The organism is Cryobacterium shii (assembly GCF_004402595.1).
GTDB lineage: Bacteria > Actinomycetota > Actinomycetes > Actinomycetales > Microbacteriaceae > Cryobacterium > Cryobacterium shii.
This window is the reverse complement of record NZ_SOFY01000047.1, coordinates 53,236-79,619: the sequence shown is the minus strand read 5'-3', so window position 1 is coordinate 79,619 and position 26,384 is coordinate 53,236. Positions and strand designations below refer to the sequence as shown.

Sequence of the window (26,384 nt, the reverse complement as noted above, 5' to 3'; positions counted from 1 at the left end):
CATCAGAATCGCTCATAAGCAATTTTCCCAGACCCCACGGCCAAGGACGGGAAATCCGGCGGCGTTTTAAACTTTGCCGTTACTGACCCACGCTCCTAGCGGCCCCGGGGTCGCCGCCACCGCGCGGCGGCGCACGGCACACGGATGCCGCTCTCACTGCGCACGGCAAGCGGATGCCGGTCCTGCGCCCGGCAACAACCGCACTGCGCGCTGGAACAAACGGGCCCGGCATCCGCTGGATAGGTTCAGAGAACTAACGGACTCAAAGTGGAGGACCCATGGACACCTACGACAATCTCCTTGCGACGATCACGCCGGCATCGGGACCGACGAGAGAAATTTTCGATCCCGCAACGGGTGCGGTGGTGGGCCTGGCCCCCGTGGACACCGCCGAGGACCTCGACCGCGCGGTCACCGCCGCCGGTGCGGCTCAGCCTGCCTGGGCTGCCCTGGGTCACGCGGCCCGCAGCGAGGTGCTGAACCGCGTTGCCGATGCCATCGACGCCGCGGCAGAGCCGCTCGCCGAGCTGCTCTCCCGGGAACAGGGCAAGCCGCTGAACGGGCCGAACGCCCGCTTCGAGGTCGGCGCGTCATCCGCCTGGCTGCGCGCCACCGCGGCGACGCCGCTCGAGGCCGAGGTCGTCGTCGATGACGGCCAGGTTCACGCCGAGGTGCACTACCGCCCGATCGGCGTCGTCGGCGCGATCGGCCCCTGGAACTGGCCCATGATGATCGCGGTCTGGCAGATCGCTCCGGCGCTGCGGATGGGCAACGCCGTCGTGGTCAAGCCCTCCGAATATACCCCGCTCAGCGTGCTCGCCCTCGTCGCGGTGATGAACCAGGTGCTGCCGGCCGGCCTGCTGAGCGTGGTATCGGGCGACCGCGAGATCGGCGCGCGACTGTCGACCCACCCCGACATCGGCAAGGTGATGTTCACCGGCTCGACCGCAACCGGCAAGGCGATCATCCGCAGCTCCGCCGACACGATCAAGCGCCTCACCCTGGAGCTCGGCGGCAACGACGCCGGCATCGTGCTGCCCGACGTCGACCCGAAGGCCATCGCCCAGAACCTGTTCTGGGGCGCCTTCATCAACACCGGTCAGACCTGTGCCGCGCTCAAGCGCCTCTACGTGCACGACGACGTCTACGACGCGGTCTGCGAGGAGCTCACCGCTGTCGCCGCGGCCATGCCGATGGGCAACGGGCTCGACGAGAAGAACGTCCTCGGCCCGCTGCAGAACCAGGCGCAGTTCGACATCGTGTCCCGTCTGGTCGAGTCGGCGAAAGAGTCCGGCGCCCGCGTGCTCATCGGCGGAAACCCCGACCTCGACCAGCCCGGCTACTTCTACCCGACCACCCTCATCGCCGACATCGACGGCGCCAATCCGCTCGTCATCGAGGAGCAGTTCGGGCCGGCGCTGCCGATCATCCGTTACACCGACCTTGACGCGGTGATCCGGGAGGCGAACAGCGTTGACGTCGGGCTCGGCGGCTCCGTGTGGTCGGCCGACCTCGACAAGGCCCGCGAAGTCGCGGCGCGCCTCGAGACCGGCACCGTCTGGATCAACGGCCACGGCGGAGTGCACCCGATGGTTCCGTTCGGCGGCTCCAAGCAGTCCGGTTACGGCCTGGAATTCGGCGTGGACGGACTCAAAGCGCTCGGGGTGCCCCAGGTCATCAACGGCTGACCAAGCCCGACGGCTGACCAGCCGCCACGGCCTAGAATCGCCGTTCACCACGCGAGTGCGGTGAACGGCGATTTTTCGTGGCGTCGCGGCCGACCCCGCGCGAAATCCCGTCGATAATGAACTGGTGGGGTGGAGGACTATGGATGGCGAATCGCGGGAGACCGCGAGCACGACGATCAGCCTGCTCCTGCGCCACGTGCGCCGGCTCGGCGGGGAGGAAGCCGTCGCTGAAGTGCTCGCGCGGGCGGGCGTGCATCAGGATGCGGCCCTTCTTGAGAACCCGTCCACGTGGGTCGGCTACGACACCCGCATCCGCCTGTTCGAGGCGGCGACGGCCGTGCTCGACGATCCGAACACGATGTTCACGGTGGGCGCCGGGTCGGTGATCGGCGACATTCAGCCCGTGCTCGTGCAGTTGCTGAGCGTGTTCGCCTCGCCGGGCGCCATCTATCGCCAGATGCCGCGAATGGTGCCGAAGTTCACCACCACGTCCACGATGGATGCCATCAAGGTCGCCAAGACCACGGCGACGGTGGGTTACCGGCTCCACGAGGGCTATCGGCCCTCCAGACTGGACTGCCAATATGCTCAGGGACTGTTCTCGTCCGTTCCCGCCATCTTCGGTCTCGCACCCGCTCGGGTCAGTCACCCTCGGTGCCAGTCGGACGGTTACCCGGAGTGCGAATACGAGCTGACCTGGTCAATGCGGGAACACTGGTGGTCCCGGCGTGCCAGGAACCGGTTCGTCGACGCGTCTCTCACCGTCCTGCGCGACAAGGTCAGGGAGGTGCAGCTGGCCGCCGCGGACCTCGTCAGCAGCGACGACCTCGACGAGATGCTTGCCCGGATCGTCGACCGCGCCGGCTCAGCCGTGCTCGCGCCGGGCTACCTGCTCATCGTGGAACCCGACGGGGGCGGCGCCCCGCTGGTGCGCCACCGAGGGGTCACTGAGGCCCGTGCCGACGATCTGGTCGAACGGATGCTGCGCGGCGAGCAGTTGGGCGAGCGCGCGCTGGTCGTCGACATCGCCTCGAATCGCAGGATCCACGGCCACCTGGCCGCCCTGTTCCCCGTGGGACACACCGCGATGGTCGGCGACCGGGCCCTGCTCGAGGCGTACGCCGGACACGCCGCGGTCGCCCTCGACCTGTTCACCGCGCTGGAGGAGTCCCGTCGCGGAGGGCTGCGCACGGCCGCGCTGCTCAGTCTCGCGCACGAGCTGGCGACCAGCGACAGCGTCGAGGGGATCGCGGATGTCGTCGCGTTGGCACTGCCGACGATCGTCGGCAGTGACTCCGCGGCGGTCCTGCTCTGGGACGCCGACCTCGGTGAGCTTCGCCCGGTCGCATCCACCGGGCTCGGAACCCCCCAGCGCGAACAGTTCCTGCAGACGACGATTTCGGTCGACCAGACGCCGGAATTGATCGGACTGCTCACCCGGCAGGAGCTCGTTCTGATCACCGCGGACGGGGCCAGCCCCGCCTTGGGCGACCTGGTCCGCTCGGTCGGTGTGCACAGCCTGGTGGCGGTGCCGCTCCTCGCCGGGGATGTGCTGATGGGCGTCGCCACGGTCAGCTGGCGCGGCGCGGTCGGGGAAGCGGTTCTGGTCGATGCCATGGCCCGGATCGAGGGTGTCAGCCACCAGGGGGCCACGGCCATGCAGAAGGCCAGGCTGCTCGCCACGGTTCGTTACCAGTCGCAGCATGACGCCTTGACCGGCCTGCCCAACCGGGTCCTGTTCGCGGCCCGACTCGACACCGCACTGTCGGAATGCCGGGACGGGTCCACCTCGGCCGTTCTGTTCTGCGACCTCGACAACTTCAAACGCGTCAACGACCGCCTGGGCCACCAGGTCGGCGACGAATTGCTGCGGCAGGTCGCGGCGCGATTGCGCGCGGAGGTGCGCGGCGGCGACGTGATCGGACGGCTCGGCGGTGACGAGTTCGCGGTGCTGGTCACCGAGCTGGAGGGCGAGGCGGCGGCCATCGAGCTGGCCCGCCGGACAGTCGATTGCCTGAACCATCCCTTCCACCTGGCCGGCCAGGACCTGCGTATCTCCGCCAGTGTGGGCGTGGCCGTCCACACGGGACCGGGAGGCCACGGCGAGCACCTGCTCGACGAAGCCGACGGCGCCATGTACACGGCCAAAAGAACCGGACGCAACCAGATCGCCGTTGCGGGCCGCCAGGAGGAGCCGGGGGCCACCGGCCCGTCACTGCCGCTGGAGCTGGCGTGTGCCCTGGACGAGAACCAGATGAGGCTGCACTTCCAGCCGGTCGTCGACATCTCCCGTGCGGGGGAGGAGCGCGTGGTCGGCGCGGAGGCCCTCATCCGCTGGGAGCACCCCCGGCTGGGTCTTCTGGCTCCGGCTGCGTTCCTGCCTCTGGCTCAGGAGATGGGCCTGCTGCCCGAACTGGACCTGTGGGTGGTCGGAGCCGCCTGTGCTGCGGTCGCCGACTGGCCGCGGCCGGCAGTGCGGCCATACGGCGTCGCAGTCAACCTCGACGCGGCCACGCTGCTCGACCGGAGACTGGTTCCGACGGTTCGAGCCGCACTCAACCGACATGCCCTCGCCCCGGAGCGGCTCATTCTGGAGGTTGTGGAGAGCAGCGCTCTCATCGACCTCCCCGGCATCGTCGAACGGCTAGTGGAGTTGCGCCGTCTGGGCATCCATATTTCACTCGACGACTTCGGAACGGGTTTCTCGACCCTCGCCTGGCTCAACACCCTGCCGGTCGACCAGATCAAGATCGACCGCAGCTTCATCATGAATCTGCCTGACGCCGCCTCCGTGCCGCTCGTGCAGGGAATCCTCGCGCTCGCGTTGAAGCTCGGCGTCGAGGTGGTCGCCGAGGGCGTGGAGACCCGCGACCAGCTCGAGATTCTGCGGGCCAGCGGATGCGTGCTGGCCCAGGGCTACCTGCTGGGGCGCCCGAGCGCGACCTTCGATCCGCTGGCCGGGCGGCCTCTGACGGCGCCCGGGGCGGCGGCCGGGCGGCGGCCCCTCACCAATTCGACGGAGATTTTGCCCGAACCCAGCTCGAACAGCCCGAATCCGGTTTTTTAGAGCCGAATCTCCGTCGAATTGGTTCGTCGAGGCCGGTCAGGGGCCGGCGCGGGAACGCTCGGCTAGATGGCGGCCCAGCCGCCGTCGACGGGCAGGATCACGCCGTTGACGTTGCTGGCGTCGCTGCTCGCGAGCCAGGTGATCGAGGCCGCAAGCTCCTCCGCCTCGGCGAAGGTGGGGATGATCGCCATCAGCGGCCCGAGGCGCTCCTGCGCCCAGGCGGACTTGAACGGCGCCTCGATGTTGGTCTTCACGGCGCCCGGGGCGACGGCGTTCGCCCGGATGCCCTTCGGCCCGTAGACCACCGCGACGCTCTTGGTCAGCCCGTTGAGGGCGTGCTTGGAGGCGGCGTAGGCGACCCCCGACGCGGATGCCCGCAGGCTGGCCTCCGAGGACACGTTCACGATCGCGCCGTGTTCGGCCTCGATCATGCCCGGCAGCACCGCGCGGGTGAGCCGCATGACCGAGGTGAGGTTCACCGCGAACACGCGCTCCCAGGTGGCGTCGTCGATCTCGGCCAGCGGGAGGAACGCATCCATGATGCCGGCCACGTTCGCGAGCACGTCCACCGTGCCGCCCGCGGCCGTGACCAGGGCCTGAGCCGTGTCCTCCAGGCTCACATCACCGACGAGGGTCGTGATGTCGAGGTCGGGGAAGTCCGCGGTCAACTGGTCCAGGCGGTCCGCCACCACGTCGGTGGCGATGACCCTGGCGCCCTCGCGGGCGAAACGGATGGCCGTGGCGCGCCCGATTCCGGACCCGGCCCCGGTCACGATCGCGGTCTGGCCCTGGAAGCGGTTCGGGATGAATTCGATACTCATGGAATGCTCCTCATCGAACAACTGGCCGCCCGAATGCGGCCCTATCCACTGTCTAGCACTCGCTCCCCGCCGCGGGCTATCGGCTCCGCGAGAATTCGGAGGCCGCGACGATCTGCTCCGGGGTCGGACGAACCCCGGTGTATCGCTCGAACTGCTCCGCAGCTTGCAGCGCGATGAGCTCTGCGCCCGTGATGACGACCTTCCCGGCCGCCCGGGCGGCGCGGATCAGCGGAGTCTCGGCCGGCAGGGCGACGACGTCGAACACCGTGGTCGCGGCGGCGATGGCCGCGTCCGAGTAGGCCGAGTCATTCGACTCCGCCCCTCCGGCCATCCCGATCGGGGTCACGTTGACGATCAGCGGGGCGGTCAGCCCGGTCGGCTCGGCCACCCACCGAAATCCGAGCTCGTCGGCGAGGGCGCGCCCCTTGCTCTCGTTCCGGGCGATCAGGGTGCCCTGCTCGAAGCCGGAATCGCGGAACGCCGCCGCGACCGCCTTGGCCATCCCGCCACTGCCGCGGAGCAGGAACGGCGTGGCGGGGTCGATACCGCGCGCGCGAATCAGCTCGGCCGCGGCGATGTAGTCGGTGTTCGAGGCCCGCAGGCAGCCCTCGTCGTTCACGATCGTGTTGATCGACCGGATGGCGGTCGCGGACGCGTCCATCTCGTCGACCAGCGCGATGACGTCCTCTTTGAACGGCATCGACACGGAGCACCCACGGATGCCCAGCGCCCGCACCCCGCCGATGGCCGTGGCGATGTCCGTGGTCGTGAACGCCTTGTAGATGAAGTCGAGGCCCAACTCCGCGTAGAGGTAGTTGTGGAAGCGCGTGCCGAGGTTGCTCGGCCGGGCAGCGAGGGAGATGCAGAGGCGGGTGTCTTTGTTCAACGCTGGTTTCAGGGGCATGGGTCAAGGCTACGCGGCGGGGTGACCGGAGCCGGTGTCGCCCCGAAGGTCGCGGGGAAGGGCGCGAGGGTTCCCCGGGCGACCTACACTGCCGGAATGAGAATCGTTTTCCTCGGAGACGTGATGCTCGGTCGGCTCGTCAACGAGCATCTGGCCGAGTCGGCCGACCCGGCCTTCCCGTGGGGCGACACCCTGCCGGTCCTGGCCGACGCCGACCTGCGGATCGGCAACCTGGAGTGCGTGCTCTCGGATGACGGCACGCCGTGGCCGGGGAAGGTGTTCCACTTCCGCTCCGCTACCCGGAACGCCGGATGCCTGACGGCCGCGGGCATCGACATCGTCTCCCTGGCCAACAACCATGTGCTCGACTACGGCACGGGCGCGCTCGAAGACATGCTCGGGACGCTCGACCGGTATCGGATCGGGCGTGCCGGCGCCGGTCGCGACGAGGACGAGGCCCGGCGGCCGGCCTACTGGCGAAACGACGAGGCCACGGTGGGGTTCATCGCGGTGACGGACAACGAACCGGGGTGGGTAGCCGGCCCGGGGCATCCGGGTGTGCACTACGTTCCGGTCGACCTGCCGGATGCCCGCGTCGACGACCTCCTCCGGCTCGTGCGGCAGATCAGCGGCCGGGTGGACCTCCTGATCGTCTCCGCCCACTGGGGCGGCAACTGGGGTCGCTCGGTCCCGGCCGAGCACCGGGTGTTCGCGCACGCGATGATCGATGCCGGCGCCGGAGTCGTCTACGGGCATTCGCCGCACATCGTGCGGGCGGTCGAGGTCTACCGCAGTCGGCCGATCATCTACAGCGCGGGCGATTTCGTGGACGACTACGCGGTCGACCCCGTGGAACGCAACGATCAGGCCTTCGTTTTCGTGCTCGAGACGAGCGGCGCGGTACCGCGCGCACTGCGGCTGTATCCGACCCGGATCGTCGGTTTCCAGGCCCGGCTCGCCGGCGCGGAGGCGCGGCCGATCGCCCGGCGACTGGAGCAGCTGAACGCCGCGCTCGGCACGCCCGCTCAGTGGCTGGAGTCCGAGAGCTGCCTGCTCATCCGGTTCGACGGGGCAGCCTGGGCGAATGAGGTCGACTGAGACCGTCAGCCGATTCGGGCCACCGTGACCGTGATCGCGTCCACCGGCCCGGTGCCGGACCGGTCGAGCTGCTCCGCGATGGCGTCGTGTACGCGGCGGCACACGTCGGTGGCGGCGAATGACTCGACGATGCCGATCTTGACCGAAACGCTCAGACCCGACTTTCCCTGAGCGATCTCTACGGAACCAGCCGAGGGTGATCGGCCGGTCACCGCGTCAACCGCCGTGGCGATCACGGCGGCCACGAGTGGGGCGGACGAGTACAGCTCGTCCACGCCGGGGACGGCCCGGATCAGGTCGTCGAGTTGCTCCTCGGAGGGGAGGACGTCACTCATCGGTGCTCGATTCCGTTCGCGGGGCGGCGGCTGCTGCGACTCCGGCGTAGAGGTCGCGGATCGTGATGTCGACCGCGGCAACGGTGAGGTCGGTGTGCTGGCGCAGGGCGGCGTAGACCGCCTGCCGCAGGGCGTCTGCTGTGGCCGGGATATTCTCACCCTCTCGGATCGAGGCATCGACACGCACGGTGATGGGTGTACCCGGCACGGTCACGTCGCCGTCCAGACCGCACCGGCCCACGATGATGTTCGGGAGGCTGTCACCCGCGGCCCGCAGAATGCCGCGCACGGCCCCTTCGGTCACGACCAGGCGTGCGGCCGGCGAGGGGTGCTCGATCGGGATGTCGCGCCCTGCGCGTGCCTCGAGGCTGATGTGCGCCAGGATCGACGACACCCAGCCGTCACCGCCCTCGACTTCGCGCCGCACGTCCTCGTCCAAAAGGGCGCGGTGCGCCTTCCGAAGCCGCTGCATCCCCTTCAGGGCGATCTGGCACTCCGGGGAGCCGTCGATACTCGGGTTGGCGGGCGTGCGGTCCCGATCGAGATATTCGCTCAGCTGTTCAAAGGTGTGACCGTCGTACTGCGCGAGTTCGCGAGCGGTGTCGTCATCAGCGACGGATGTTGCGGAGGGATCATTCGATGAGGTCATCGCCATTCCTCCATCTCGTGAAGCAGGGTTTTGCGTGCTCGGGCCAATAATCCGCGAATCGTCGAGACGGGCAGTTCCAGCTGTTCGGCGATCTCGCCGTAGCTGCACTCTGCCAGTTCCCGGAGCATCCAGCAGCGTCGCTGGTCTTCGGGCAGTGTAGCGAGAACACGTGTGAGTTCTTCCGTCTGTGACTCCGCTTCCACGAGTCTATGCGGGGATTCGTGTTCCGGAGCCGCGGCATCCGTGAGGTCGATGTCCACGTGCCGACGCCGTGCGCGCACCCGGTCGATGCTCTTGCGACTGACGATCCGCATCAGCCAGCTCTTGACGGCGGCGCCGTTCTCGAGGGTGGGAAGCTGCTGCCAGGCCGTGATGAAGGCCTCCTGCACGACGTCGTCCATCTCGTCGTTCGACCCCAGGACCCGGCTGGCATACACCCGCATCAGCGGGCCGTAGCGGCGCACGAGCACCTCGAAGGCCCGCATGTCCCCGTCCGCGGCGCGATCGGCCAGGGTCTGGTCGGGGAAGGACTCGAGGGGAGACGCGAGCGGCGCCCGAGTCGGGGTCGTTGTCATCGTCCCTCCGCCTCCTTCACCGCCGTGTTCAAAAAACTTTTGACAAATACGTGTGACAAATATGGCACAACCCACGTCTTATCACTGACAGCCTCAATCGCAGACCCGAAGGATGCCCGATGTTCCACTCACTCGCCGCCGATGACACCAAACCTGCCGGTGCCGTCCTGCCCACGTTCGATGCGTTGCTCATCGGGCCGGCCGATGACGATGGCGATGATGATGTGGACGCCGGGGAACCGACGGCTGCGAGCATGTTCGTCTGGCGCACCCGCGCCTGGCTGCCACCCACGAGACATCAACCGAAAGGGAACACGCCATGAGCGCATCCGACAAGATCGAGAACGCCGCCGAAGACCTCAAGGGCAAGGCCACCGAGGCCGTCGGCCGGGCCACGAATGACGACTCCAAGATCGCCGAAGGCAAGGCCGAGCAGTCCAAGGCCAGCGTGAAGAAGGCCGGCGAAAACGTCAAGGACGCTTTCAAGCACTGAGCCTTCACCTCCAGACTGGCGCTCGGGTAACCGGGGCGCCGCACGACCGGGGGCCGCGAAACGACAGGGGCGAACCGCGGCCTCCGACCACTCTTCACGCTCCGTGCTAGCGTGCGGGGATGAAGCAGAAAGAGATGTTTCTCCAGGCGGATGCCGCGTTGCGCTCCGTGCTCGACCGGCTCATTCCAACGCAGCTCACGATGCCGGCTCCGTCCGACTGGACACGCAGGCCGGATCCGACCCTGGGCGACATCGTCGCCGAGCACGCTCGTGACGAGGCCTGGGTGCCCGACGTTCTCTCCGGACGCACGATCGACGAGGTCGGCGACACGTACGACGGCGACCTCCTCGGACAGGATCCGATCGCGGCCTACGACCGACTGAACGACCTCGCCACCGGCGCCGTCAACCGTGAACTCGATCCCGACGCGATCGTTCATCTCAGTTACGGCGATTTCACGCTTGCCGAGTACCTGCAGCACGTGAGCATCTACCGTGCGTTCCAGGCGTGGTCGATCGCGCGCTTGATCGGGCTCGACTACTCCCTGCCGGCACCTCTGGTCGAGAACCTCTGGGAGCAGATCGTTCCCCAGGCGGATGCCTGGCGCACCATGGGCGTGTTCGGGCCGGAAATCGACGTGTCGCCGCAGGCCGATCTCGAAACCCGGCTGCTCGGCAAGACCGGCTACTGGGTGCCGTGACGCCGGGGGTGCCGCCAGCCGATCAGATCCAGTCGTTGCGTTTGAACAGCAGGTAGAGCAGCCCCGAGAGGCCGAGGATCAGTGCGCCGGAGGTGTAATACCCGAGCGGCTGGGCGAATCCGGGGTAGGGAACGTTCTGGCCGTAGAACCCGGTGATGGCGGTGGGCACGGCGATGATAGCCGCGTACCCGGTGACCTTCTTGGTGATCACGTTGAGCCGGTTGCCCTGAATGGCGAGATTGGCCTCGAGGATGCTGGTGGCCAGGTCCCGCAGGCTCTCGGTCCACTCCATGGCCCGCAGCACGTGGTCGTACACGTCCTGGAAATAGGGACCCATCTCGTCCTGGAGCAGGTGCAGGTCGCGGCGCAGCAGCGTGTTCACAACCTCGCGCATCGGGAGGATGATCCGCCGCAGCGTCACCAGGCTCTTGCGCAGTTCGAAGGAGCGCCGCTGAACCTGTTCCTGGTCGCTGTTGGGAAGGAACAGAAGGTCTTCGAGATCCTCGATCTCGTCGTCCAGCGCCTCGACCGCCTCGAAATACCCGTCGACGAGGTAGTCCAGCAGGCCGTGAAGGAGGTAGGAGACCCCATTCGTGGCCAGGTCCGGGGTGGAATCCCAGCGGTTCACCACCGCGTCCAGGTCGAATCGGCCGTTCTTGTGCACGGTCACCAGCGCCTGGTCGGTGATGAACGCGGCGATCTCGTTCGTGCTGACCCGGGCCGTGGACTTCTCCAGGCTGATGGAATATGCGGACAGGAACAGGTGGTCCGGGTAACGGTCGAGCTTGGGCCGCTGCCGCAGGTTGAGGGCGTCCTCGACCGCCAGTTCGTGCAGACCGAGCTCGTCGGCCAGGAGGGCCAGGTCGCTTTCGTCGGGGTCGGACAGGTCGACCCAGACGACGCTGGCGGGCAGGGCGAGATGCTCGGACACGTCGACGAGGGGGAAATCCTCGTCGACGAGGATTCCGTCGCGGTAACAGCGGGTTCGGGTGCGCACAGCTCAGTCAAGCGCGAACGCCCGGACTCGGGCCCCGGGCGCGCCGCGATCAGCGAATCACGAGGGTCCAGTCGGCGACGGCCGCCAGGGTGTCGAGCACCTGCGTGTGCCCGGCATCCGTCAGGACGATGCTCACGGTCGGCGCGCCCACCGTGGTGGTCACGGCGAGTCGCGCGGTGGCGTCGTCGTGCGACCAGCGGAGCTCGAGGGCGTCGTCGCCGGTGACGCCCCAGGAGAAGTCACCGTCGAACGCGGGGTGGGTCGACCGCAGCCGGGCGAGGCCGAGCTGCGCCCGGGTGATGTCGGTCGTCAGGGCCTGCTCGATCTCCCCGGCCGTGTAGACGTGGCGGTTCACGTCCCGCCCGTTGCCGGTGCGGGCGAACAGTGCGGAGTCGTCGAGCCCGCCGAGGAGGCCGACGTAGTAGACCTGCGGGCGACCGGGCAGGAAATGCTGCACGGCGCGGGCCAGGAAGTAGGGCAGGTCCTCGCCGCCGAGCACGCTGAAGAACGTCGCGTTGATCTGGTGCGGCAGGGTGAACCACTCGGGCACCACGGATGCGATCGTGGAGTGGCCGGCCGTGGCCGTGTGCGCCCGCGCGAAGATGTCCACCATGTCGTCGTGGGTCAGCAGGCCGGGCTTCGTTCCGATCGGACCCGCGTCGATGATGCCGATGCCGTCGTGGGTGTCGAGCACGGTGATCGCGTTCTCCGGCCGGATCTCGAACCAGCGGGCGAGCCGGTCCACCGTTCCGGTGCCCAGCGAGTGCAGGAGCAGCGGCGCGAGCGCGAAGTCGTAGACGCGGTCCACGATCGGGGCGATCGCGAGCTGCTGGCTGTAATGCGCGTGCACCTCGACCAGCACCTCCAGCTTCTCCTCGTGCGCCATCTCCACGACCGTGCGGGCGAACGCGAGGGTCTGCTCCGTCATGAAACTGTCGGTGCCCGGCGTCTTGACGGCGTACCCGACGGCATCCAGGCGCACGGTCGTGACCCCGCCGCCGGCCAGCGTCTTCAGCACCCGGGCCAGGTAGGCGAGGGCCGCGGGGTGGTGCACGTCCAGGTCGACCTGGGTGGGCATGAAGGTCGTCCAGACCAGGTGGCGACTGCCGTCGGCGCCCTGGTAGGCCGAGAAAGGGAGGCCGGGCCGCGGCCGGTAGAACGCGGTGATGTCCTTCTCGGTGCCCCCGTGCGGGAAGACGGTGTCGAAGGTGAGGAACATGCCCTCGTAGGCGGAGGCGGTGCCGCGGGCGAGCCAATCGACGAATTCGACCGAGGAGGAGGAGACGTGGTTGACGATCAGGTCCGCTGTCAGACCGCGCGTGCCGGCCAGGCTGCGCATGTCGTCCCAGGTGCCCAGGCGCGGGTCCACCGCGGCATGGTCGATCGGGTCGAAGCCGGCATCCGCTCCGTCGAAGGGAACATAGAACGGCAGCACGTGCACGCTCCCGAAGGCCCGCAGCGGCCCGTCGAGCAGTGCCCGCAGATCGTGGATGGTGCCACCCAGACGGTCGGCGTAGACGAGCAACTCGACATTGGTCATGGTGCACTCCCTGTTCGTTCCGGCACCGCACGAGCAGTGACGATTCAGAAGTTACGACACCCGCTCGGCAGTGCAATTCCGGCGCGACCGCGGGGGAGCAGAGCCAGCGTGAGGGCTCCGGCCAGGGCGGCGAGGCCGGCCACCATGCCCGCGGTGCCCAGCCAGCCGAAGCTGACGAAGAAAACCCCGCCCAGCCAGCCGAACAGGCTCGAGCCGGCGTAGTACGAGAAGTTGTAGAGCGACGAGGCCTGCGCGCGCCCGGTGGTGGCATCGCTTCCGGTCCAGCCGGAGGCGATCGCGTGCGCGGCGAAGAACCCCGCGGTGGCCACGACCAGGCCGATCAGCACCGGCAGGACCGCGGTCGTCAGGGTCAGGAGCACCCCGGTGACCATGACCGCGATCGAGACGAGGAGAACGGCGCGGCGACCGAACCGGGATGCGAGGATGCCGGCCTGGGCCGAGGACCACGTGCCGGCGAGATAGGCGATGAAGACGAGGCTGATCAGGGTCTGCGGCAGGTTGAACGGCGGTGCTGCGAGCCGGAAGCCGAGGTAGTTGTAGAGGGCGACGAAGCCGCCCATCAGGAGGAACCCCTGGGCGTACAAGGCCAGCTGCCGCGGTGAGCGGAGGTTGACGGCGAGCAGGCGATGGAGGCTCTCCGCGGGGTTTCGCGCACGCGCCCGTCGCGGAACGAAGCCCCGCGGTTTCGGGGCGAGGGCCACGAACAGTGCAGCCGCGACCGCGCAGAGGACTGCCACGGAGAAGACCCCGATGCGCCAGTTCGACAGCTCGGCGACGGGTCCAGCCACGAGCCGGCCGAGCAGACCGCCGATGGTGGTGCCTGCGACATAGGTGCCGGCCGCGCGCGCGGCGTGGCCGGGCGTGATCTCTTCGCTGAGATAGGCGATGGCGATGGCGGGAACGCCCCCGATCATCAGGCCCTCCAGCAGTCGCCCGGTCAGGAGCAGCGGGAAGGTGGGCGCGAACGGCACCACGAGCCCGAACACGGTGGCCGCCGTGACGGCGACGGTCATCGCCCGCACGCGACCGATGTGGTCGGCGACCGCCGACCACGGGATGACGCCGATCGCCAGGCCCACCGTGGAGGCGGAGACCACGAGGGCGGCGGTCGCCGCGCCGACGTGCAGGTCCGCTGCGATCTGGGGCAGCGTCGCCTGGGGCGAATAGAGCTGGGCGAAGGTCGCGATGCCGGCGAAGAACAGGCCGGCCAGGAGCCGGCGGTAGTCGCGGCTGCCGCGGGAGTGCCCCGTCCAGGCGCGGGGCAGCCCGGATGCCGGGGGAGCGGAGCGGGGTGCGGTCATTGCTGCACCCACGCTACGCCAGAGCGCGCTCCACCCCCGCCGTGAGGCCGGCCGGCCCCTACTCGGGCACGACCAGTGCGGGAGTGTCCTGGCGCAGGGTCTCACCGCGGAAGAAGCTCGGCTGGCGCCAGTAGGTCAGGCCCATCACGGCGACGCCCAGGAGCAGCAGTCCGACGCCGATCACGAAGACCAGCCCGATCCCGAAGACCTCGGAACCGCTTCCGAAGTCGGGGCTCCAGCTGCTCACCGCGGTCTGAACGAAGACGATGCTGAGCATCAGGCCCCCGAGTCCCGGGACGAGCAGGCGCATGAAGAAATTTCGGATGCTGCTGAACAGGCTCTGCCGGAAGTACCAGACGCAGGCGAAGGAGGTGAGCGCGTAGTAGAAGCAGATCATCAGGCCCAGGGACATGATGGTGTCGTTGAGAACGTTGACGCTGATGATCGTCATGACCGCGTAGAACCCGCCCGCGATGGCGCCGGCGGCGATCGTGGCGTAGCCGGGGGAGCCGAACCGCTTGCTGATGCTGGCGAACTTCGGCGGGAGCGCGTTGTAGTGGGCCATCGCCAGCAGTGTCCGTGCCGGCGATGTCATCGTGGACTGCAGCGAGGAGGCGGAGCTGGCCAGCACGGCCAGGGACATCAGAACGGCGAGCGGCCCCATGATCGGCGACGCGATGGCCGCGAAGATGTTGCCCTGGTTGTCCGGGTTGCTGAGCCCGATGCCGTCGACACCGATGCCGGACACCATCATGGTCGCCACGATCAGAGCGAGGTAGAGCCCGAGCACGACGAGCGCGGTCAGGGTTCCCGCCTTGCCGGCCGTCTTCTGGCCGCCCTTGGTCTCCTCGTTCATGGTGAGGCAGACATCCCAGCCCCAGTAGACGAAGATCGCCAGCGAGATTCCGGCGGCGAACTGGCTGAAGCTCTGCACCTGGGTGGGATCGAACCACTCCCAGCTGAAGGGGATGGCCGTGGTCGAGGCGGCGGCGCCGGCGCCGATCAGGGCCGAGACGGTGAAGATGCCGAGCACGACCAGCTGGAACCCGACCAGGCCGTACTGCACGAGCTTCGTGGCGTGCAGGCCGCGGTAGCTGACCCAGACGGCGAGGGCGACGAAGGCCAGGCAGGTGATGATGTTCACCGCGGTGTTGTCGGCGAGGTCGGCGAGGGCGGGATTGCCGGAGACCTCGCCGAGGAAGACGTAGAAGAAGCTGACGGCGACGCCGGCCAGGCTGGAGAGCACGATGATGTTGGCGGCGAGCATGCCCCAACCGCCCATCCAGCCGACGAACGGTCCGAACGCCTTGGTGGTCCAGGTGAACGACGTTCCGCTGTCCGGGGAGTCGGCGTTGAGCTCACGGTAGGCCAGTGCCACCAGGATCATCGGGATGAAGGCGACGATGAAGATCGCCGGAACCTGGAATCCGACCTCGCTCACGGTCGCACCGAGCGAGCTGGTCAGGCTGTAGGCGGGGGCGACCGAGGAGACGCCCATCACGACGACGGCCAGCAGGCCCAGCTGCCCGCCCTTGAGTCCCTTGCCCGTGATGCCGTGGCGGGTGCCCGCCGCGTCGTGGATCTGAGCGCTGTGCGCGTGAGCGGGGGTGCCCGGAGCCGGTGCGGCCCTGGTGGAAACTTCGGTCATGATGACTCTTTCGGGAAGCAGGGCGCGCGCGTCAGCTCTGACGAGGCGTCGTGGGGAGGGGGTTTGTGACTCAAAATGAATTGAGTTCGTTTAGTTTGGGTGTGGACCTGCGAGATTGCAAGCGAATGAAGAAAACTGCCTGCAGATCGTTGCCGAGGCGGATCAGTCGGCCGAGGCCTTTTGCCGGGTCGAGTCCAGTTGGGCCAGGAGGGCGTCCAGGCCGAACCGGAACGCGACGTCGGCCGGCTCGCCGGTGTCCCGGTCCTGGGCGGCGACCGCGGCGGTGAAGGTCGGGCTGGTGCCGGACAGGTCCGCGGTGTCGAAGATGTCGGCGGGGGCCGTGGCGTCCAGGGCGGAGCCGAAGATGAACGACTCCAGGGCAACGATGCCCGGCACGATCAGGGCTGCCGGTACCCCGGCTGCGGCCAGGCCGACGGCGACTTTCTCGTACATCTTCAGGGTCTCGGGGGCGCCGGCGACGGGCAGCACGGCGACGATGGGAATCAGGGGAACGTGGCCGGCGAAGACGTCACGGTAGGACCAGGCCCAGCGGCGCACCGCGGCGTCCCACGGCTCCGCGGTGAACCCGCTGACGTCCACTTGGGTCATCACGTGGTCCTGTAACCATCGCAGTACCTCCTGCTTGGAGGTGACGTGGTTGTAGAGGGCCGACGGGGCTACGCTCAGGCGCCGGGCCAGGCTCGACATCGTGAAGGCGCCGTAACCCTCGACTCCGATCACGGTCAGCGCCGCCTCGGTGATGAGCTTCCGGGACAAAACGTTTTCGTGCGGTCGTCCGGCTCGGCGCTGACGGCCCGCGGACTCCTGCCCGGTGGCGGCCGATGGTGCGGCGGGCGATCCGTCTGCCATGGTGGGGGCTCATTTCCGGGTGGGGGAGACTGGCCTGAGATCGGCGGCCAGCAGCGGGATACACGCTACGCCACCGGGCTTCTTGCATACCCCCAGGGGTATGTGCGAGACTGGGGCGATCCACCGCATCCGTTGCGGTCGGCTGACTCCGGAGGATACCCATGATCGTGAAGCAGTACTACATCGGGTGTCTCTCGCGCGGCGGCCGACGCTCCAGCGTGGCCCCGAACGCCTGGGCCGCACTGCGCGTGCCGGCGCACGCCTGATCATGGGGGTACTTCTCCTCGCCCTGCCGCTCGGACTGCTGGTCGGCGGCCTGCTCGGGCTCGTCGGGGCCGGCGGCTCGATCATCGCCGTCCCCGCCCTCGTCTACGCGCTGGGGCTCAGCCCCGCCGAGGCCATCCCCTCCTCGCTGATCGTCGTGGGCCTGGCCGCGCTGGTCGGGGTGCTGCCGCGCATCCGTCAGGGCGTCGACTGGAGCACGGCGACGATCGTCGCGCTCGCCGGCATCCCGGCCGCCTGGCTGGGTGCGGCCGTCAACCGGATGCTCGACCCGAACCTGCTCATGCTCGTGTTCGCCGCCCTGATGGTGATCGCCGGCATCCGGATGATCCCGAAGCGGGGCCAGGCGGCCGTTGTGAGCCCCGAGCGCCGCAACCTGCGCACCCACGTGCCCCGGGCCCTGCTGGTGGGGGCGCTGGTGGGGTTCCTGACCGGCCTGCTCGGCATCGGCGGCGGTTTCATCATCGTGCCGGCGCTGACCCTCGTGCTCGGCCTGGGCATCGGAGTCGCCGTGGGCACGTCCCTCGTGATCATCGTGATCAACTCGGCCGCGGGACTGGCCGCGTACGCCAGCACGCTGGCGCTGGACTGGCCCCTCGTGCTGACCTTCGCGGGAGCCGCCATCGCGGGCTCGCTGGTCGCCGCCCGATTCGCCACCCGGCTCTCCGAACGCAAGGTCAAAGCCACCTTCGCCGGCGTCGTGCTGGTCGTCGCCGCCGGGGTGAGCGTGGCCAGCGTCTACGCCCTGGTCACCGGCTGAGCTCCGCACCTGCACCCGCACCCGTTTCTTCATCACCGAAAGGACCCGTTCCATGGGAATGCTCGACTCACTCAAGGCCATCTTCACCAAGCCCTACAAGACCATCGGGGTGGCAGAAGCCAAACAGCTGATGGCCTCGGGGGCGACCCTGGTCGATGTGCGCAGCCAGGACGAATGGCGCAGCGGACATTCGCCGCAGGCCAAGCACGTGCCGCTGGACCGACTGCAGACCAGCACGGCCGGCATCCCCAAACACCGCCCCGTCGTGGCGATCTGCCGGTCCGGCGCGCGCTCCGCCTCCGCCGCCCGGCTGCTGGCCGAGAAGGGGTATGTGTCGTATTCGGTGCGCGGCGGCATGGGCGCCTGGCGCCAGGCCGGCGAACAGGTGCGCTGACCGGCGCGACTGACCCGTTTCACCTCACGAGAAAGAAGGAAGCCGAATGGCCACACTCACTCTGACCGACGCCACGTTCAACCAGACCGTGGCCGACAACGACATCGTCCTGGTGGACTTCTGGGCGGCCTGGTGCGGACCGTGCCGGTCCTTCGCGCCGACCTTCGAGGCCGGCTCGGAGCAGCATCCGGATGTTGCCTTCGGCAAGGTCGACACCGAGGCCCAGCAGCAGCTCGCCCGCACATACTCGATCTCGTCGATCCCGACCCTGATGGCGTTCAAGGAGCAGATGCCGGTCTTCTCCCAGGCGGGAGCGCTGAACCCGACCCAGCTCGAGACGCTGGTGCAGGCGCTGAAGACCCTCGATATGGACGTCGTGCGTGCCCGGCTCGCCGCGCAGGCGGCCGCGCCACCCGCTTCGCAACCGACCGCCCCGTAGCCCCTAACCAATTCGACGGAGATTCTCGCTTAAAACCTGTGTTCCTGAGCGTTTGAGGCCGTTTCGGGCAAAATCTCCGTCGAATTCGTTCACGCCGGAGACGTGGTCGGGGACATGGTCGGTGCAGACGGGGCTGCGGGCTTCTAGCGGGCGTCGTGGGCGCCGAGGTTCGTGGAGTGCTTCTCGGTGCCGCATTCCTCGCACTGGAACCAGATTTCCTCATCCGCCAGCGTCTCGCCGGCTGGAGCGCGCGTGCGCATCCGCCCGTGGCATGCCTTCTTCACGCAGGGGGGACTGAACTCCATGCCGACCTTCTTCTTTTGGACTGCGTCACAGTGCTGGGGGGGAGCGCTCTCAGGCGAGAAGAAACGTGAGAGTCAGCGCACCGGATGTCCTGTCCAACCCCTCCGGGTCCGTGAATGGCGACGAGGGTGCATGACAGGCTGCCCGAAACGTTACCCCGGATTCGCGCCCGAGACCAGAGTGGGTTTCCGGGGAGTGCGCTCCAGCCGGCGGCTCACCTGCTGAACAGGAGGGGAAGTGTGTTCGTGAGAACGCCGAAGGCCAGCACCGTCGCCCCGATCACGGCCGGGATGAGGCCGGAGGACGCGCCCAGGCGCCGCGCCCGGAAGCCGAACCACATCGCCGGGACGGTCGGCGCGATCAGGACCAGCACGGCGGGAATACCGGCCAGCAGCAGGACTCCGATCGGGATCGGCGATTCCGTGCCGCTGTCGTAGCCCTGGAGGCTGAGCAGGGCGTCGCCGAGGATCATGGCCGCGACGAAGGAGACCGGCAGCACCGCCACGCAGATCCACGCGTAACGAACCATGCGACGGCCCTCGACCGGCGCGCGGTGGGCCGGAGGGTGGACGCCTCGATCAGATATGGACATGCTGCTCCCGTCGTCCGTCCCAGAATGCCCGGAAGGCGCCGCCCGGTCTAGGCTCCGCGGAACCCGGGAGTTCCGTGCTAATTTCGCCAGACTATGTCCGTACTTCCCGAGGGATCCTCCCCTCCTGCCGACGCGTCCCGGCAGCACCGACCGCTCTCCCGGGTGGCTGTCGCCGATATCGCCGTGCGCCTGTTCCTCGAGCAGGGCTATGAGGCGACGAGCACCGTGGACATCGCCGAGGCGGCGGGGGTCTCCCGCAGCACCTTCTTCCGGCAGTTCCGCTCGAAAGACGATGTGATCTTCGCCGACCACGATGAACTGATCGCGCTGATCGGCGCCTACTTCACGGCCCCGCACGACGATCCCTGGCGTGCCGTCACCGAGGCCGCCACCATGGTCTTCAAGCGGTTCCGCGAACGCCTGGAGATCGTGCGCATCCGGGACCAGGTGGTGCGGCAGACCCCCGTGCTGCGAGACCGGGAAACCATCATGGCGATCCGGTACGAACGCATTTTCGCCAGCTATCTCCGCGCCGCAGTCCCCGATGTTCCGGCCCTGACGACGATTCGATTCGCGGCCGCAGTGACGGCCACGCACAACTACGTTCTGCGCCGGCTGATCCGCGGCGCCGAGCAGGTCGGGACCGACGCGCTGGATGCCGAGCTGGCGGAAGTCAGTCGTCTGTTCCACCCGGATGGGGTCGCGAACGGCCGTGGCAAAACGCAGACGGATGCCGTGATCGTCGCCGTTTTCCCGGCGGCCACACCGCCGGGCGCGGTGGCCCGCGCCATCGAGGCGCAGCTCCGTTCCGCCTCCGTAGCGCCCTCGGCGTGAGACTGAGTATCACTTGACCTGAGACTGAGTCTCAGGTACAACTTGTACTTACGCATTTCATGACCGGCGCAAGGGGGCACCGTGCACAATGGGCTGAGCACACAAGTCGACGTCAGCAACCGAACCGTCGGTGGCCGCCGATTCGCCCTGGTGGCCTTCAGCCCTCCTCCCGGCGCACTCCTCTCCTGGACCTGGGACGCGCTCACGGCCCTGCGCGACGCGGTGGACTCGCTCGACGCCGGCCAGGTGGACGCCGTCGCCTTCACCGGCGAGGGGGCCATCTTCGGGGCCGGCGCCGATCTCGGCCCGTTCCGGTTCGCCACCTCCCGGTCAGACGGCGAACGCATCGCCCGCGAGGGCTACTCGGTGCTGGACCGGATCAGCCGGCTCGGCCTGCCGACCTTCGCCTTCATCAACGGCACGGCCCTGGGCGGCGCCCTCGAACTCGCACTCCGCGCCGACTACCGCACCGTGGCCCGCTCCGCCCGTAGCATCGGCCTGCCCGAGGTGCGGCTGGGGCTGGTGCCCGGCTGGGGCGGCCTCTCCTCGCTGAGCGAGCTGATCGGGGTCGCGGATGCCGCCGACATCGCGGTCACCCGGTCGCTGTCCGGGCGACACCTCGCCGCCGGAGAGGCCCTGCGGCGAGGCCTGGTCGATGTGGTCCTGGGCGACGAGGACTTCGTCACGGATTCCCTCGCCTGGGCGGCGGAGGTGCTGGCCGGAACGGAGACCCCCGCCCCGACGGCGGCCGCGACCGCCGCGGCATCCGTGGCACGGCCCGGATCGCGCCCCGCCTCGTGGGACCCGGCCGACGTGCGCGCCGCCGTGGCCAGGCGGATCCCCGGGGCCATCCCGGCCGTCGACGCCGCACTCACCCTTCTGACCACCTGGCAGGCCGGCACCCGAACGGCCGCCGAGACCCGCGGGTCCGCCGCCGGCACCGCCGGTACAGCCCACGCCGGACCCTCCACCCGCACGGAGCAGCGGCTCGCCGGCGGCGGCGACCCGGTCGCGGCCGAGACCATCGCCGCGTTCGGCACGCTGCTCTACAGCGACGAGTGCCGGGCCAGCATCTACGCCTTCTATGCCCTGCAGGCCGCCCGTAAGCGCAGCCGCCACGGCGGGTCCGGTGAGTCGGCCGCCGCGGTCGGCGTGGTCGGCGGCGGGCGCATGGCCACCCAGCTCGCGCTCGTCTTCGCCGAGCGCCTCGACGTCCCCGTGCTGATCACCGACCTCACGCCCGACCGGGTCAGCCAGGCCATCGACTGCATCGCCGACCAGCTCGAACGGGCCGTCGCCCGGGGCACGATGACGGATGCGCAGAGCGCCCGCGTCTCCGCCCTGATCAGCGGCACGACCGACGTGGCCGACCTGTCCGGCTGCGACATCGTGATCGAGGCGGTCTTCGAAGACCTGACCGTCAAACGGGACGTCTGGGCCTCGATCGAGGCGGTCGTGAAACCGGGCGCTTTACTGCTCACCAACACCTCCTCGCTCTCGATCGCCGACCAGGGCGCACACCTGCTCCACCCGGAACGCCTGGTCGGGTTCCACTTCTTCAACCCGGTCGCCGTGCTGCCCCTGGTGGAGATCGTGCGGGCGCCCGACACCAGCCAGGAGACCGTCGAGGCGGCCTTCACCCTCGCCGGCCGCTTGGGCAAGACGGCCGTGCTCGTGGCCGACTCGTCCGGGTTCGTCGTCAACCGCCTGATCACCCGCTGGTTCAGCGACGCGCTCGCCCTGATCGATGCCGGTGCGGACGCGCAACTCGTGGACACCGCCCTCGTCGGCGACGGCTTCCCGATGACGCCGCTCGCCCTCATCCGTCACATCGGACCGGCCGTGCAGCTGCACATTCTCGACACCATGGAGCAGGGCTTCGCCGACCGGTTCACGGTCAGCCCGAGCCTGCGCCGGATCGTGCAGCTCTCGCTGCCCAGCTACGTCGGCCCCGACGGCGTGCTCACGCCGGCGGCCGCCGCGGCCGTCGCGGAGATCCTGCCGCCCGTCGACGCACGTCCGGTCGTGCCCGGCAGCCAGGCGGACGTGCGCCGGCACCTGCTGCACGGCCTCGCCGACGAAGCCGGGCGGATGCTCGCCGAGGGCACCGTGCAGACGGCCGCCGACATCGACGCCTGCATGATCCTCGGGGCCAACTACCCGCACCACACCGGCGGGCTGACCCCGCTGCTCGACCGGTCGGGGGCCTCGATGTCCGCGCACGGCGTCCTCTTCCACCCGGCCGGGGTGGCCACCGTGGCCACCCGCTGAACCCCTCGCCTGTCCTCCACGAAAGGGAAACCGTGCCCGACTACGACGTCTCCATGCCCCTCGACACCGACTACTACGGTGTGTTCGCCGACGTGCCCGCCGCCGACCGGGCCTTCTGGGACCGCGCCCGCACGTTCGCCACGGAGACGCTGGACGAACTGACCGAGGCCTGGGACAAGGCCGAATACCCGATCCACCTGGCCCGCCGGCTCGGCGAACTCGACCTGCTCACCGACGGGGTCGAGGGCCCGGGCCTGACCGAGATGTCGCCGCTCGCCGCCGGCCTCGTCAACATGGAGATCTCCCGCGGCGACGGCTCGATGGGCACGGTGGTCGCGGTCCAGGGCGGACTGGCCCTGCGCAGCATCGCCCTGTTCGGCAGCGATGCGCAGAAGGAACAGTGGCTGGTGCCGCTCGCCCGAGCCGAGAAACTCGGGGCCTTCGCCCTGACCGAGCCGGACCACGGCTCCGACTCGGTGGGCCTGGAGACCACGGCGCACCGCGACGGCGACGAGTGGGTCATCAACGGAGAGAAGAAGTGGATCGGCAACGGCTCGGTCGGCGACGTGACCGTCGTCTGGGCCAGGGACGACGACGGTAACGTGCGCGGTTTCCTGGTCGAGCAGGACACCCCCGGCTATCGCGCGGAGGCGATCACCGGAAAGGGATCGCTGCGCGCCATCCATCAGGCCCGGATCTGGTTCGACGACGTGCGGGTGCCGCTCGACGCCGTCCTGCCCGGTTCCCGCACGTTCAAGGATGCCTCCGCGGTGCTGTTCGCGACACGGCTGGGGGTGGCGTGGTCCGCTCTCGGCCACGCGACCGCCGTCTTCGAGGCGGCCCTGAACTACTCGACCCAGCGCATCCAGTTCGGCAAGCCGCTCGCCGGCTTCCAACTGGTGCAGGAGCGCCTGACCATCATGCTGTCCCAGCTCACGTCGATGCAGCTGCACTGCCTGCGCCTCGCCGAACTCGACGCCGCCGGCACGCTGCGGCCGATCCAGGCGTCGCTGGCGAAGTACCACAACACCCGCGCCGCGCGGGAGATCGCGGCCATCGCCCGCGACATGCTCGGCGGCAACGGCATCCTGCTGGAGAACCACGTCATCCGGCACCTGGCCGACATCGAGTCCATTCACACCTATGAGGGCACCGAAAGCGTGCAGTCCCTCCTGATCGGGCGCGACCTCACCGGGATCAGCGCCTTCCGCTGATTCACCGCGCTTCACCGCACTTCACCGCACTTCGCTCGGCGATTTGCTCTGCCGATTTCGCTCTGCCGGCACGAATCTCTCGCACGACACGCGCACCAAACGACGGACAAGGGAGTCCCCATGTTTGAACAGATGACGACGCTCGAGCCCGCAGCCGGGCTAGCCAACGATTCCCCGCTCACCCCGCTGCGATTCCTGCAGCGGTCGGCGGAGGTCTACCCGAACAAGGACGCCATCCTCTACGGCAGCCGCCGCTACAGCTACACCGAGTTCAAGGCGGCGGCCGAACGGATGGCGCGGGGCATCCGTGCCCGCATCGCACCGGGTGACCGGGTCGTGTTCCTGGCCCCGAACGTGCCGGAGATGCTGATCGCGCACTTCGCCGTGCCCCTGGCCGGCGGAATCCTGGTGGCCCTCAACTCCCGGCTGGCCCGGCCCGAGATCGAGTACGTGCTCAAACACTCCGAGGCGTCACTCTTGTTCGTCGACGCCGAGCTGGCCGCCACGGTCGGCGACGCCCGGCCGTCCTCGAAGTTCCTTCGCGGCGTGATCGAGATGGCCGACGCCGAATTCGGTCTCGCCGCGAGCGGGCTGGACTTCGGCCAGCAGACCCTCGAGTCCTTCCTGGCCGACGGCGACGCCGCCGCCCTGACGGATGCCCGGCCGCTGCGCTGGGACGTCGACGACGAGCGGGCGCCGCTCACCATCAACTACACGTCCGGCACGACCGGCAAGCCCAAGGGGGTTGTGTACTCGCACCGCGGTGCCTACCTCAACTCGTTCGGCGAGGTCTTCCACAATTCGTTCACGAGCGCATCCGTGTACCTGTGGACCCTGCCGATGTTCCACTGCAACGGCTGGTGCACGCCCTGGGCTGTCACCGCGGCCGGGGCGACCCACGTGTGCCTGCGCGCCGTGCGCGCCGACAGCGTGTGGGGCGCCATCGACACGCTCGGCATCACCAATCTCTGCGGCGCCCCCACGGTGTGCAGCCTGATCGCGAACGCCCCCCAGGCGCACGAGCTGGACCGGCCGCTCAGCATCACCACGGCCGGGGCGCCGCCCGCGCCCAGTGTGATCGAGCAGCTGGAGCGGCTGAGGGTGAACGTCGTGCACGTGTACGGGCTGACCGAGGTCTACGGGCCGTACACGATCTGCGAATACCAGCCGGAGTGGGACGACCTGCCCGCCGATGAGCGTGCCCGAAGGATCTCGCGCCAGGGCGTCGGGATGCTGCAGGCCGAGAGCGCCCGGGTGGTCGACGAGTTCATGGTCGACGTGCCGAAGGACGGGGTCACGATCGGGGAGATCGTGCTGCGCGGCAACAACGTCATGCTCGGCTACTACCGGGATCCGCAGGCGACCGCCGAGGCGTTCCGGGGCGGCTGGTTCCACACCGGTGACCTGGGCGTGATGCACCCCGACGGCTACCTCGAGCTGCGGGACCGGGCCAAGGACATCATCATCTCCGGCGGTGAGAACATCTCCTCGATCGAGGTGGAGAATGCGATGCTCTCGCACCCGACCGTGCTCGACGTGGCCGTGGTAGGCATCCCGCATGAGAAGTGGGGCGAGCGTCCCAAGGCCTACGTGGTGCTCCGGCCCGACCACGCCGCCACGGCCGTCGACCTGCTGACGCACACGCGCTACCTGATCGCGAGCTTCAAGGTTCCCGACGACGTGCAGTTCGTCGAGACGCTGCCCCGCACGGCCACGGGCAAGGTCATGAAGATGATGCTGCGCGACCTGCACCTCGAGCTGGAGCAGTAGAGCGCATCCGTCGCGACGGTCTGATCGGGCCGCCGCCACCAATTCGGTAACGGAAGTGACCAATGCTCGGGTTCGTGCTGGCAATCGCGACTCACCCCCGTACGCTGTCAAAAACAGAACCAGCCTCGCACGGCCCTGCACGGAGCAGGATCACCAGCGCGGAGTGACGACTGGCCCGCTGAAAACCGGGTGAACCACCAGAACCACCGAAGCGGAAACGCAGCGGCAGAACCAGGAAACACGCAGCCATGACCGACGACGAACTCCTTCTCGAAACCGATTACACCAGCTATGCGAACTCGTGCCGTGACCCGCACATCACCCCGGCGAACGACCTGGTCGAGTGCCGGCGCCAGAACGGCCACGACGACACCCACGCCACCCGGGCCGGCCGGAACGCCATTCGCTGGTCCGGATACACCGGCCAGGCTCCGCACGCCGCCTGACGCTTTCCCGGCTTCGGTTCCCGGCGAACCGGGACCCGGCCGGGACCGGCGAGGCTCAGGCCAGCAGGCCGGAGGGTGCCGCGGCGGCGGGCCGGGCACTGGGGGACCACGAGTGCATCTCCTTGATGTCCCCGTGTCGAGCGAGCTGGCAGTCGGTTTCGTGCACGATCTCCGGCCAGACGAAATTGTGGTCATCGCGGATGGTGGCCGTGCCGTAGACCCCGCAGTCCCGGCAGTACGCGATCGAAACCCAGTCGGTGTCTTTCATCACTTAAGGGTGAGCCACGACCGGCGGTCCCGGCAAGAGTCCGGGGCACAAATCCTTGATTTCGTGATGCTTTCGCAGGATGCCAACCAGCTGGGAATCGTTT

At 68.7% G+C, this 26,384-nt stretch carries 27 protein-coding genes; 14 read left to right on the top strand and 13 right to left on the bottom strand.

Annotation, left to right across the window (positions count from 1 at the left end; all coding sequences use genetic code 11):
- Positions 1–278 precede the first annotated feature (278 nt).
- Positions 279–1,688, top strand: coding sequence for an aldehyde dehydrogenase family protein (locus E3O49_RS09035; RefSeq protein ID WP_134366819.1), 1,410 nt, complete (start codon positions 279–281; stop codon positions 1,686–1,688).
- A gap of 139 nt (positions 1,689–1,827) precedes the next feature.
- Positions 1,828–4,755: a putative bifunctional diguanylate cyclase/phosphodiesterase gene (locus E3O49_RS09030; protein WP_134451406.1), complete on the top strand. Its 2,928-nt coding sequence runs from the start codon at positions 1,828–1,830 to the stop codon at positions 4,753–4,755.
- A 62-nt stretch (positions 4,756–4,817) separates the two neighbouring features.
- Here the strand turns inward: E3O49_RS09030 and E3O49_RS09025 are convergent, their stop codons facing one another.
- Positions 4,818–5,576 carry an SDR family NAD(P)-dependent oxidoreductase gene (locus E3O49_RS09025; protein ID WP_134405937.1) on the bottom strand — a complete coding sequence of 253 codons (759 nt, stop codon included), beginning with the start codon at positions 5,574–5,576 and terminating at the stop codon, positions 4,818–4,820.
- Between the two features lie 76 nt (positions 5,577–5,652).
- A complete protein-coding gene (locus E3O49_RS09020) occupies positions 5,653–6,480 on the bottom strand; it encodes a shikimate 5-dehydrogenase (protein ID WP_134366816.1) in 828 nt (275 codons plus the stop codon).
- Positions 6,481–6,576: 96 nt separating this feature from the next.
- Here E3O49_RS09020 and E3O49_RS09015 point away from each other — a divergent pair, with 96 nt between their 5' ends.
- Entirely contained in the window at positions 6,577–7,578 is a 1,002-nt protein-coding gene (locus E3O49_RS09015; protein WP_134451404.1) for a CapA family protein, read from the top strand.
- Between the two features lie 5 nt (positions 7,579–7,583).
- On the opposite strand, the gene E3O49_RS09010 is transcribed toward E3O49_RS09015, so the two are convergent.
- From E3O49_RS09010 to E3O49_RS09000, 3 genes are read right to left on the bottom strand one after another with little or no spacing between them, the layout of a single operon-like run.
- On the bottom strand, positions 7,584–7,913 hold the full coding sequence (locus E3O49_RS09010) for a hypothetical protein (protein WP_134366814.1): 330 nt from the start codon (positions 7,911–7,913) through the stop codon (positions 7,584–7,586).
- The gene (locus E3O49_RS09005; protein ID WP_174844095.1) at positions 7,906–8,562 is read right to left on the bottom strand and encodes an Asp23/Gls24 family envelope stress response protein; all 657 of its coding nucleotides are present in this window, start codon (positions 8,560–8,562) and stop codon (positions 7,906–7,908) included. The genes E3O49_RS09010 and E3O49_RS09005 overlap by 8 nt, the downstream gene beginning before the upstream one ends.
- The gene (locus E3O49_RS09000; protein WP_134366813.1) at positions 8,559–9,137 is read right to left on the bottom strand and encodes an RNA polymerase sigma factor; all 579 of its coding nucleotides are present in this window, start codon (positions 9,135–9,137) and stop codon (positions 8,559–8,561) included. The genes E3O49_RS09005 and E3O49_RS09000 overlap by 4 nt, the downstream gene beginning before the upstream one ends.
- A gap of 119 nt (positions 9,138–9,256) precedes the next feature.
- Here E3O49_RS09000 and E3O49_RS08995 point away from each other — a divergent pair, with 119 nt between their 5' ends.
- The 3 genes from E3O49_RS08995 (at position 9,257) to E3O49_RS08985 (ending at position 10,331) form a co-directional block, all read left to right on the top strand.
- Positions 9,257–9,460: a hypothetical protein gene (locus E3O49_RS08995; RefSeq protein WP_134366812.1), complete on the top strand. Its 204-nt coding sequence runs from the start codon at positions 9,257–9,259 to the stop codon at positions 9,458–9,460.
- Positions 9,457–9,630: a CsbD family protein gene (locus tag E3O49_RS08990; protein WP_134366811.1), complete on the top strand. Its 174-nt coding sequence runs from the start codon at positions 9,457–9,459 to the stop codon at positions 9,628–9,630. Before E3O49_RS08995 ends, E3O49_RS08990 begins: the two co-directional genes overlap by 4 nt.
- Positions 9,631–9,749: 119 nt before the next feature.
- Complete coding sequence (locus E3O49_RS08985; RefSeq protein WP_134366810.1) at positions 9,750–10,331, top strand: DinB family protein; 582 nt, start codon at positions 9,750–9,752, stop codon at positions 10,329–10,331.
- A 22-nt stretch (positions 10,332–10,353) separates the two neighbouring features.
- Here the strand turns inward: E3O49_RS08985 and E3O49_RS08980 are convergent, their stop codons facing one another.
- From E3O49_RS08980 to E3O49_RS08960, 5 genes are all read right to left on the bottom strand, one after another.
- Positions 10,354–11,328 (bottom strand): magnesium transporter CorA family protein, encoded by a 975-nt coding sequence (locus E3O49_RS08980; protein ID WP_134366809.1) that lies wholly within the window; start codon positions 11,326–11,328, stop codon positions 10,354–10,356.
- Positions 11,329–11,377: 49 nt separating this feature from the next.
- Positions 11,378–12,868 (bottom strand): alpha-amylase family glycosyl hydrolase, encoded by a 1,491-nt coding sequence (locus E3O49_RS08975; RefSeq protein WP_134366808.1) that lies wholly within the window; start codon positions 12,866–12,868, stop codon positions 11,378–11,380.
- 44 nt (positions 12,869–12,912) lie between these two features.
- Positions 12,913–14,190: an MFS transporter gene (locus tag E3O49_RS08970; protein WP_134366807.1), complete on the bottom strand. Its 1,278-nt coding sequence runs from the start codon at positions 14,188–14,190 to the stop codon at positions 12,913–12,915.
- Between the two features lie 58 nt (positions 14,191–14,248).
- On the bottom strand, positions 14,249–15,838 hold the full coding sequence (locus E3O49_RS08965; protein ID WP_134366806.1) for an APC family permease: 1,590 nt from the start codon (positions 15,836–15,838) through the stop codon (positions 14,249–14,251).
- A gap of 162 nt (positions 15,839–16,000) precedes the next feature.
- On the bottom strand, positions 16,001–16,708 hold the full coding sequence (locus E3O49_RS08960; protein WP_134366805.1) for a TetR/AcrR family transcriptional regulator: 708 nt from the start codon (positions 16,706–16,708) through the stop codon (positions 16,001–16,003).
- Between the two features lie 268 nt (positions 16,709–16,976).
- On the opposite strand from E3O49_RS08960, the gene E3O49_RS08955 reads away from it, so the two are divergent.
- Genes E3O49_RS08955 through trxA form a run of 3 tightly spaced genes read left to right on the top strand, consistent with a single transcriptional unit; the run spans position 16,977 to position 18,583 of the window.
- Positions 16,977–17,750: a sulfite exporter TauE/SafE family protein gene (locus E3O49_RS08955; protein WP_134366804.1), complete on the top strand. Its 774-nt coding sequence runs from the start codon at positions 16,977–16,979 to the stop codon at positions 17,748–17,750.
- A gap of 52 nt (positions 17,751–17,802) precedes the next feature.
- The gene (locus E3O49_RS08950) at positions 17,803–18,144 is read left to right on the top strand and encodes a rhodanese-like domain-containing protein (RefSeq protein WP_134366803.1); all 342 of its coding nucleotides are present in this window, start codon (positions 17,803–17,805) and stop codon (positions 18,142–18,144) included.
- A 46-nt stretch (positions 18,145–18,190) separates the two neighbouring features.
- Entirely contained in the window at positions 18,191–18,583 is a 393-nt protein-coding gene (gene trxA, locus E3O49_RS08945; protein ID WP_134366802.1) for a thioredoxin, read from the top strand.
- 143 nt (positions 18,584–18,726) lie between these two features.
- Here the strand turns inward: trxA and E3O49_RS16565 are convergent, their stop codons facing one another.
- Together E3O49_RS16565 and E3O49_RS08940 are read right to left on the bottom strand one after the other, a co-directional pair.
- Entirely contained in the window at positions 18,727–18,888 is a 162-nt protein-coding gene (locus E3O49_RS16565) for a hypothetical protein (protein ID WP_160141071.1), read from the bottom strand.
- 212 nt (positions 18,889–19,100) lie between these two features.
- On the bottom strand, positions 19,101–19,415 hold the full coding sequence (locus tag E3O49_RS08940) for a hypothetical protein (RefSeq protein WP_134366801.1): 315 nt from the start codon (positions 19,413–19,415) through the stop codon (positions 19,101–19,103).
- Between the two features lie 156 nt (positions 19,416–19,571).
- Between E3O49_RS08940 and E3O49_RS08935 the strand changes: the two genes are divergently transcribed.
- From E3O49_RS08935 to E3O49_RS08915, 5 genes are all read left to right on the top strand, one after another.
- Entirely contained in the window at positions 19,572–20,312 is a 741-nt protein-coding gene (locus tag E3O49_RS08935; RefSeq protein ID WP_134366800.1) for a TetR/AcrR family transcriptional regulator, read from the top strand.
- An 81-nt stretch (positions 20,313–20,393) separates the two neighbouring features.
- On the top strand, positions 20,394–22,583 hold the full coding sequence (locus E3O49_RS08930) for a 3-hydroxyacyl-CoA dehydrogenase NAD-binding domain-containing protein (protein WP_134366799.1): 2,190 nt from the start codon (positions 20,394–20,396) through the stop codon (positions 22,581–22,583).
- Between the two features lie 53 nt (positions 22,584–22,636).
- Complete coding sequence (locus tag E3O49_RS08925) at positions 22,637–23,797, top strand: acyl-CoA dehydrogenase family protein (RefSeq protein ID WP_134366852.1); 1,161 nt, start codon at positions 22,637–22,639, stop codon at positions 23,795–23,797.
- 120 nt (positions 23,798–23,917) lie between these two features.
- Positions 23,918–25,567: an AMP-binding protein gene (locus tag E3O49_RS08920; protein ID WP_241978605.1), complete on the top strand. Its 1,650-nt coding sequence runs from the start codon at positions 23,918–23,920 to the stop codon at positions 25,565–25,567.
- A 248-nt stretch (positions 25,568–25,815) separates the two neighbouring features.
- A complete protein-coding gene (locus E3O49_RS08915) occupies positions 25,816–26,013 on the top strand; it encodes a hypothetical protein (protein WP_134366798.1) in 198 nt (65 codons plus the stop codon).
- A gap of 55 nt (positions 26,014–26,068) precedes the next feature.
- On the opposite strand, the gene E3O49_RS08910 is transcribed toward E3O49_RS08915, so the two are convergent.
- A complete protein-coding gene (locus E3O49_RS08910; RefSeq protein WP_134366797.1) occupies positions 26,069–26,281 on the bottom strand; it encodes a hypothetical protein in 213 nt (70 codons plus the stop codon).
- Positions 26,282–26,384 lie beyond the last annotated feature (103 nt).

Bases quoted from the DNA above. Each gene is read 5' to 3' on its own strand.
- E3O49_RS09035 (WP_134366819.1), top strand. From the start codon at position 279: ATGGACACCTACGACAATCTCCTTGCGACGATCACGCCGGCATCGGGA.
- E3O49_RS09030 (WP_134451406.1), top strand. From the start codon at position 1,828: ATGGATGGCGAATCGCGGGAGACCGCGAGCACGACGATCAGCCTGCTC.
- E3O49_RS09025 (WP_134405937.1), bottom strand. From the start codon at position 5,576: ATGAGTATCGAATTCATCCCGAACCGCTTCCAGGGCCAGACCGCGATC.
- E3O49_RS09020 (WP_134366816.1), bottom strand. From the start codon at position 6,480: ATGCCCCTGAAACCAGCGTTGAACAAAGACACCCGCCTCTGCATCTCC.
- E3O49_RS09015 (WP_134451404.1), top strand. From the start codon at position 6,577: ATGAGAATCGTTTTCCTCGGAGACGTGATGCTCGGTCGGCTCGTCAAC.
- E3O49_RS09010 (WP_134366814.1), bottom strand. From the start codon at position 7,913: ATGAGTGACGTCCTCCCCTCCGAGGAGCAACTCGACGACCTGATCCGG.
- E3O49_RS09005 (WP_174844095.1), bottom strand. From the start codon at position 8,562: ATGACCTCATCGAATGATCCCTCCGCAACATCCGTCGCTGATGACGAC.
- E3O49_RS09000 (WP_134366813.1), bottom strand. From the start codon at position 9,137: ATGACAACGACCCCGACTCGGGCGCCGCTCGCGTCTCCCCTCGAGTCC.
- E3O49_RS08995 (WP_134366812.1), top strand. From the start codon at position 9,257: ATGTTCCACTCACTCGCCGCCGATGACACCAAACCTGCCGGTGCCGTC.
- E3O49_RS08990 (WP_134366811.1), top strand. From the start codon at position 9,457: ATGAGCGCATCCGACAAGATCGAGAACGCCGCCGAAGACCTCAAGGGC.
- E3O49_RS08985 (WP_134366810.1), top strand. From the start codon at position 9,750: ATGAAGCAGAAAGAGATGTTTCTCCAGGCGGATGCCGCGTTGCGCTCC.
- E3O49_RS08975 (WP_134366808.1), bottom strand. From the start codon at position 12,868: ATGACCAATGTCGAGTTGCTCGTCTACGCCGACCGTCTGGGTGGCACC.
- E3O49_RS08970 (WP_134366807.1), bottom strand. From the start codon at position 14,190: ATGACCGCACCCCGCTCCGCTCCCCCGGCATCCGGGCTGCCCCGCGCC.
- E3O49_RS08965 (WP_134366806.1), bottom strand. From the start codon at position 15,838: ATGACCGAAGTTTCCACCAGGGCCGCACCGGCTCCGGGCACCCCCGCT.
- E3O49_RS08960 (WP_134366805.1), bottom strand. From the start codon at position 16,708: ATGGCAGACGGATCGCCCGCCGCACCATCGGCCGCCACCGGGCAGGAG.
- E3O49_RS08955 (WP_134366804.1), top strand. From the start codon at position 16,977: ATGGGGGTACTTCTCCTCGCCCTGCCGCTCGGACTGCTGGTCGGCGGC.
- E3O49_RS08950 (WP_134366803.1), top strand. From the start codon at position 17,803: ATGGGAATGCTCGACTCACTCAAGGCCATCTTCACCAAGCCCTACAAG.
- trxA (WP_134366802.1), top strand. From the start codon at position 18,191: ATGGCCACACTCACTCTGACCGACGCCACGTTCAACCAGACCGTGGCC.
- E3O49_RS16565 (WP_160141071.1), bottom strand. From the start codon at position 18,888: ATGGAGTTCAGTCCCCCCTGCGTGAAGAAGGCATGCCACGGGCGGATG.
- E3O49_RS08940 (WP_134366801.1), bottom strand. From the start codon at position 19,415: ATGGTTCGTTACGCGTGGATCTGCGTGGCGGTGCTGCCGGTCTCCTTC.
- E3O49_RS08935 (WP_134366800.1), top strand. From the start codon at position 19,572: ATGTCCGTACTTCCCGAGGGATCCTCCCCTCCTGCCGACGCGTCCCGG.
- E3O49_RS08925 (WP_134366852.1), top strand. From the start codon at position 22,637: ATGCCCCTCGACACCGACTACTACGGTGTGTTCGCCGACGTGCCCGCC.
- E3O49_RS08920 (WP_241978605.1), top strand. From the start codon at position 23,918: ATGTTTGAACAGATGACGACGCTCGAGCCCGCAGCCGGGCTAGCCAAC.
- E3O49_RS08915 (WP_134366798.1), top strand. From the start codon at position 25,816: ATGACCGACGACGAACTCCTTCTCGAAACCGATTACACCAGCTATGCG.
- E3O49_RS08910 (WP_134366797.1), bottom strand. From the start codon at position 26,281: ATGAAAGACACCGACTGGGTTTCGATCGCGTACTGCCGGGACTGCGGG.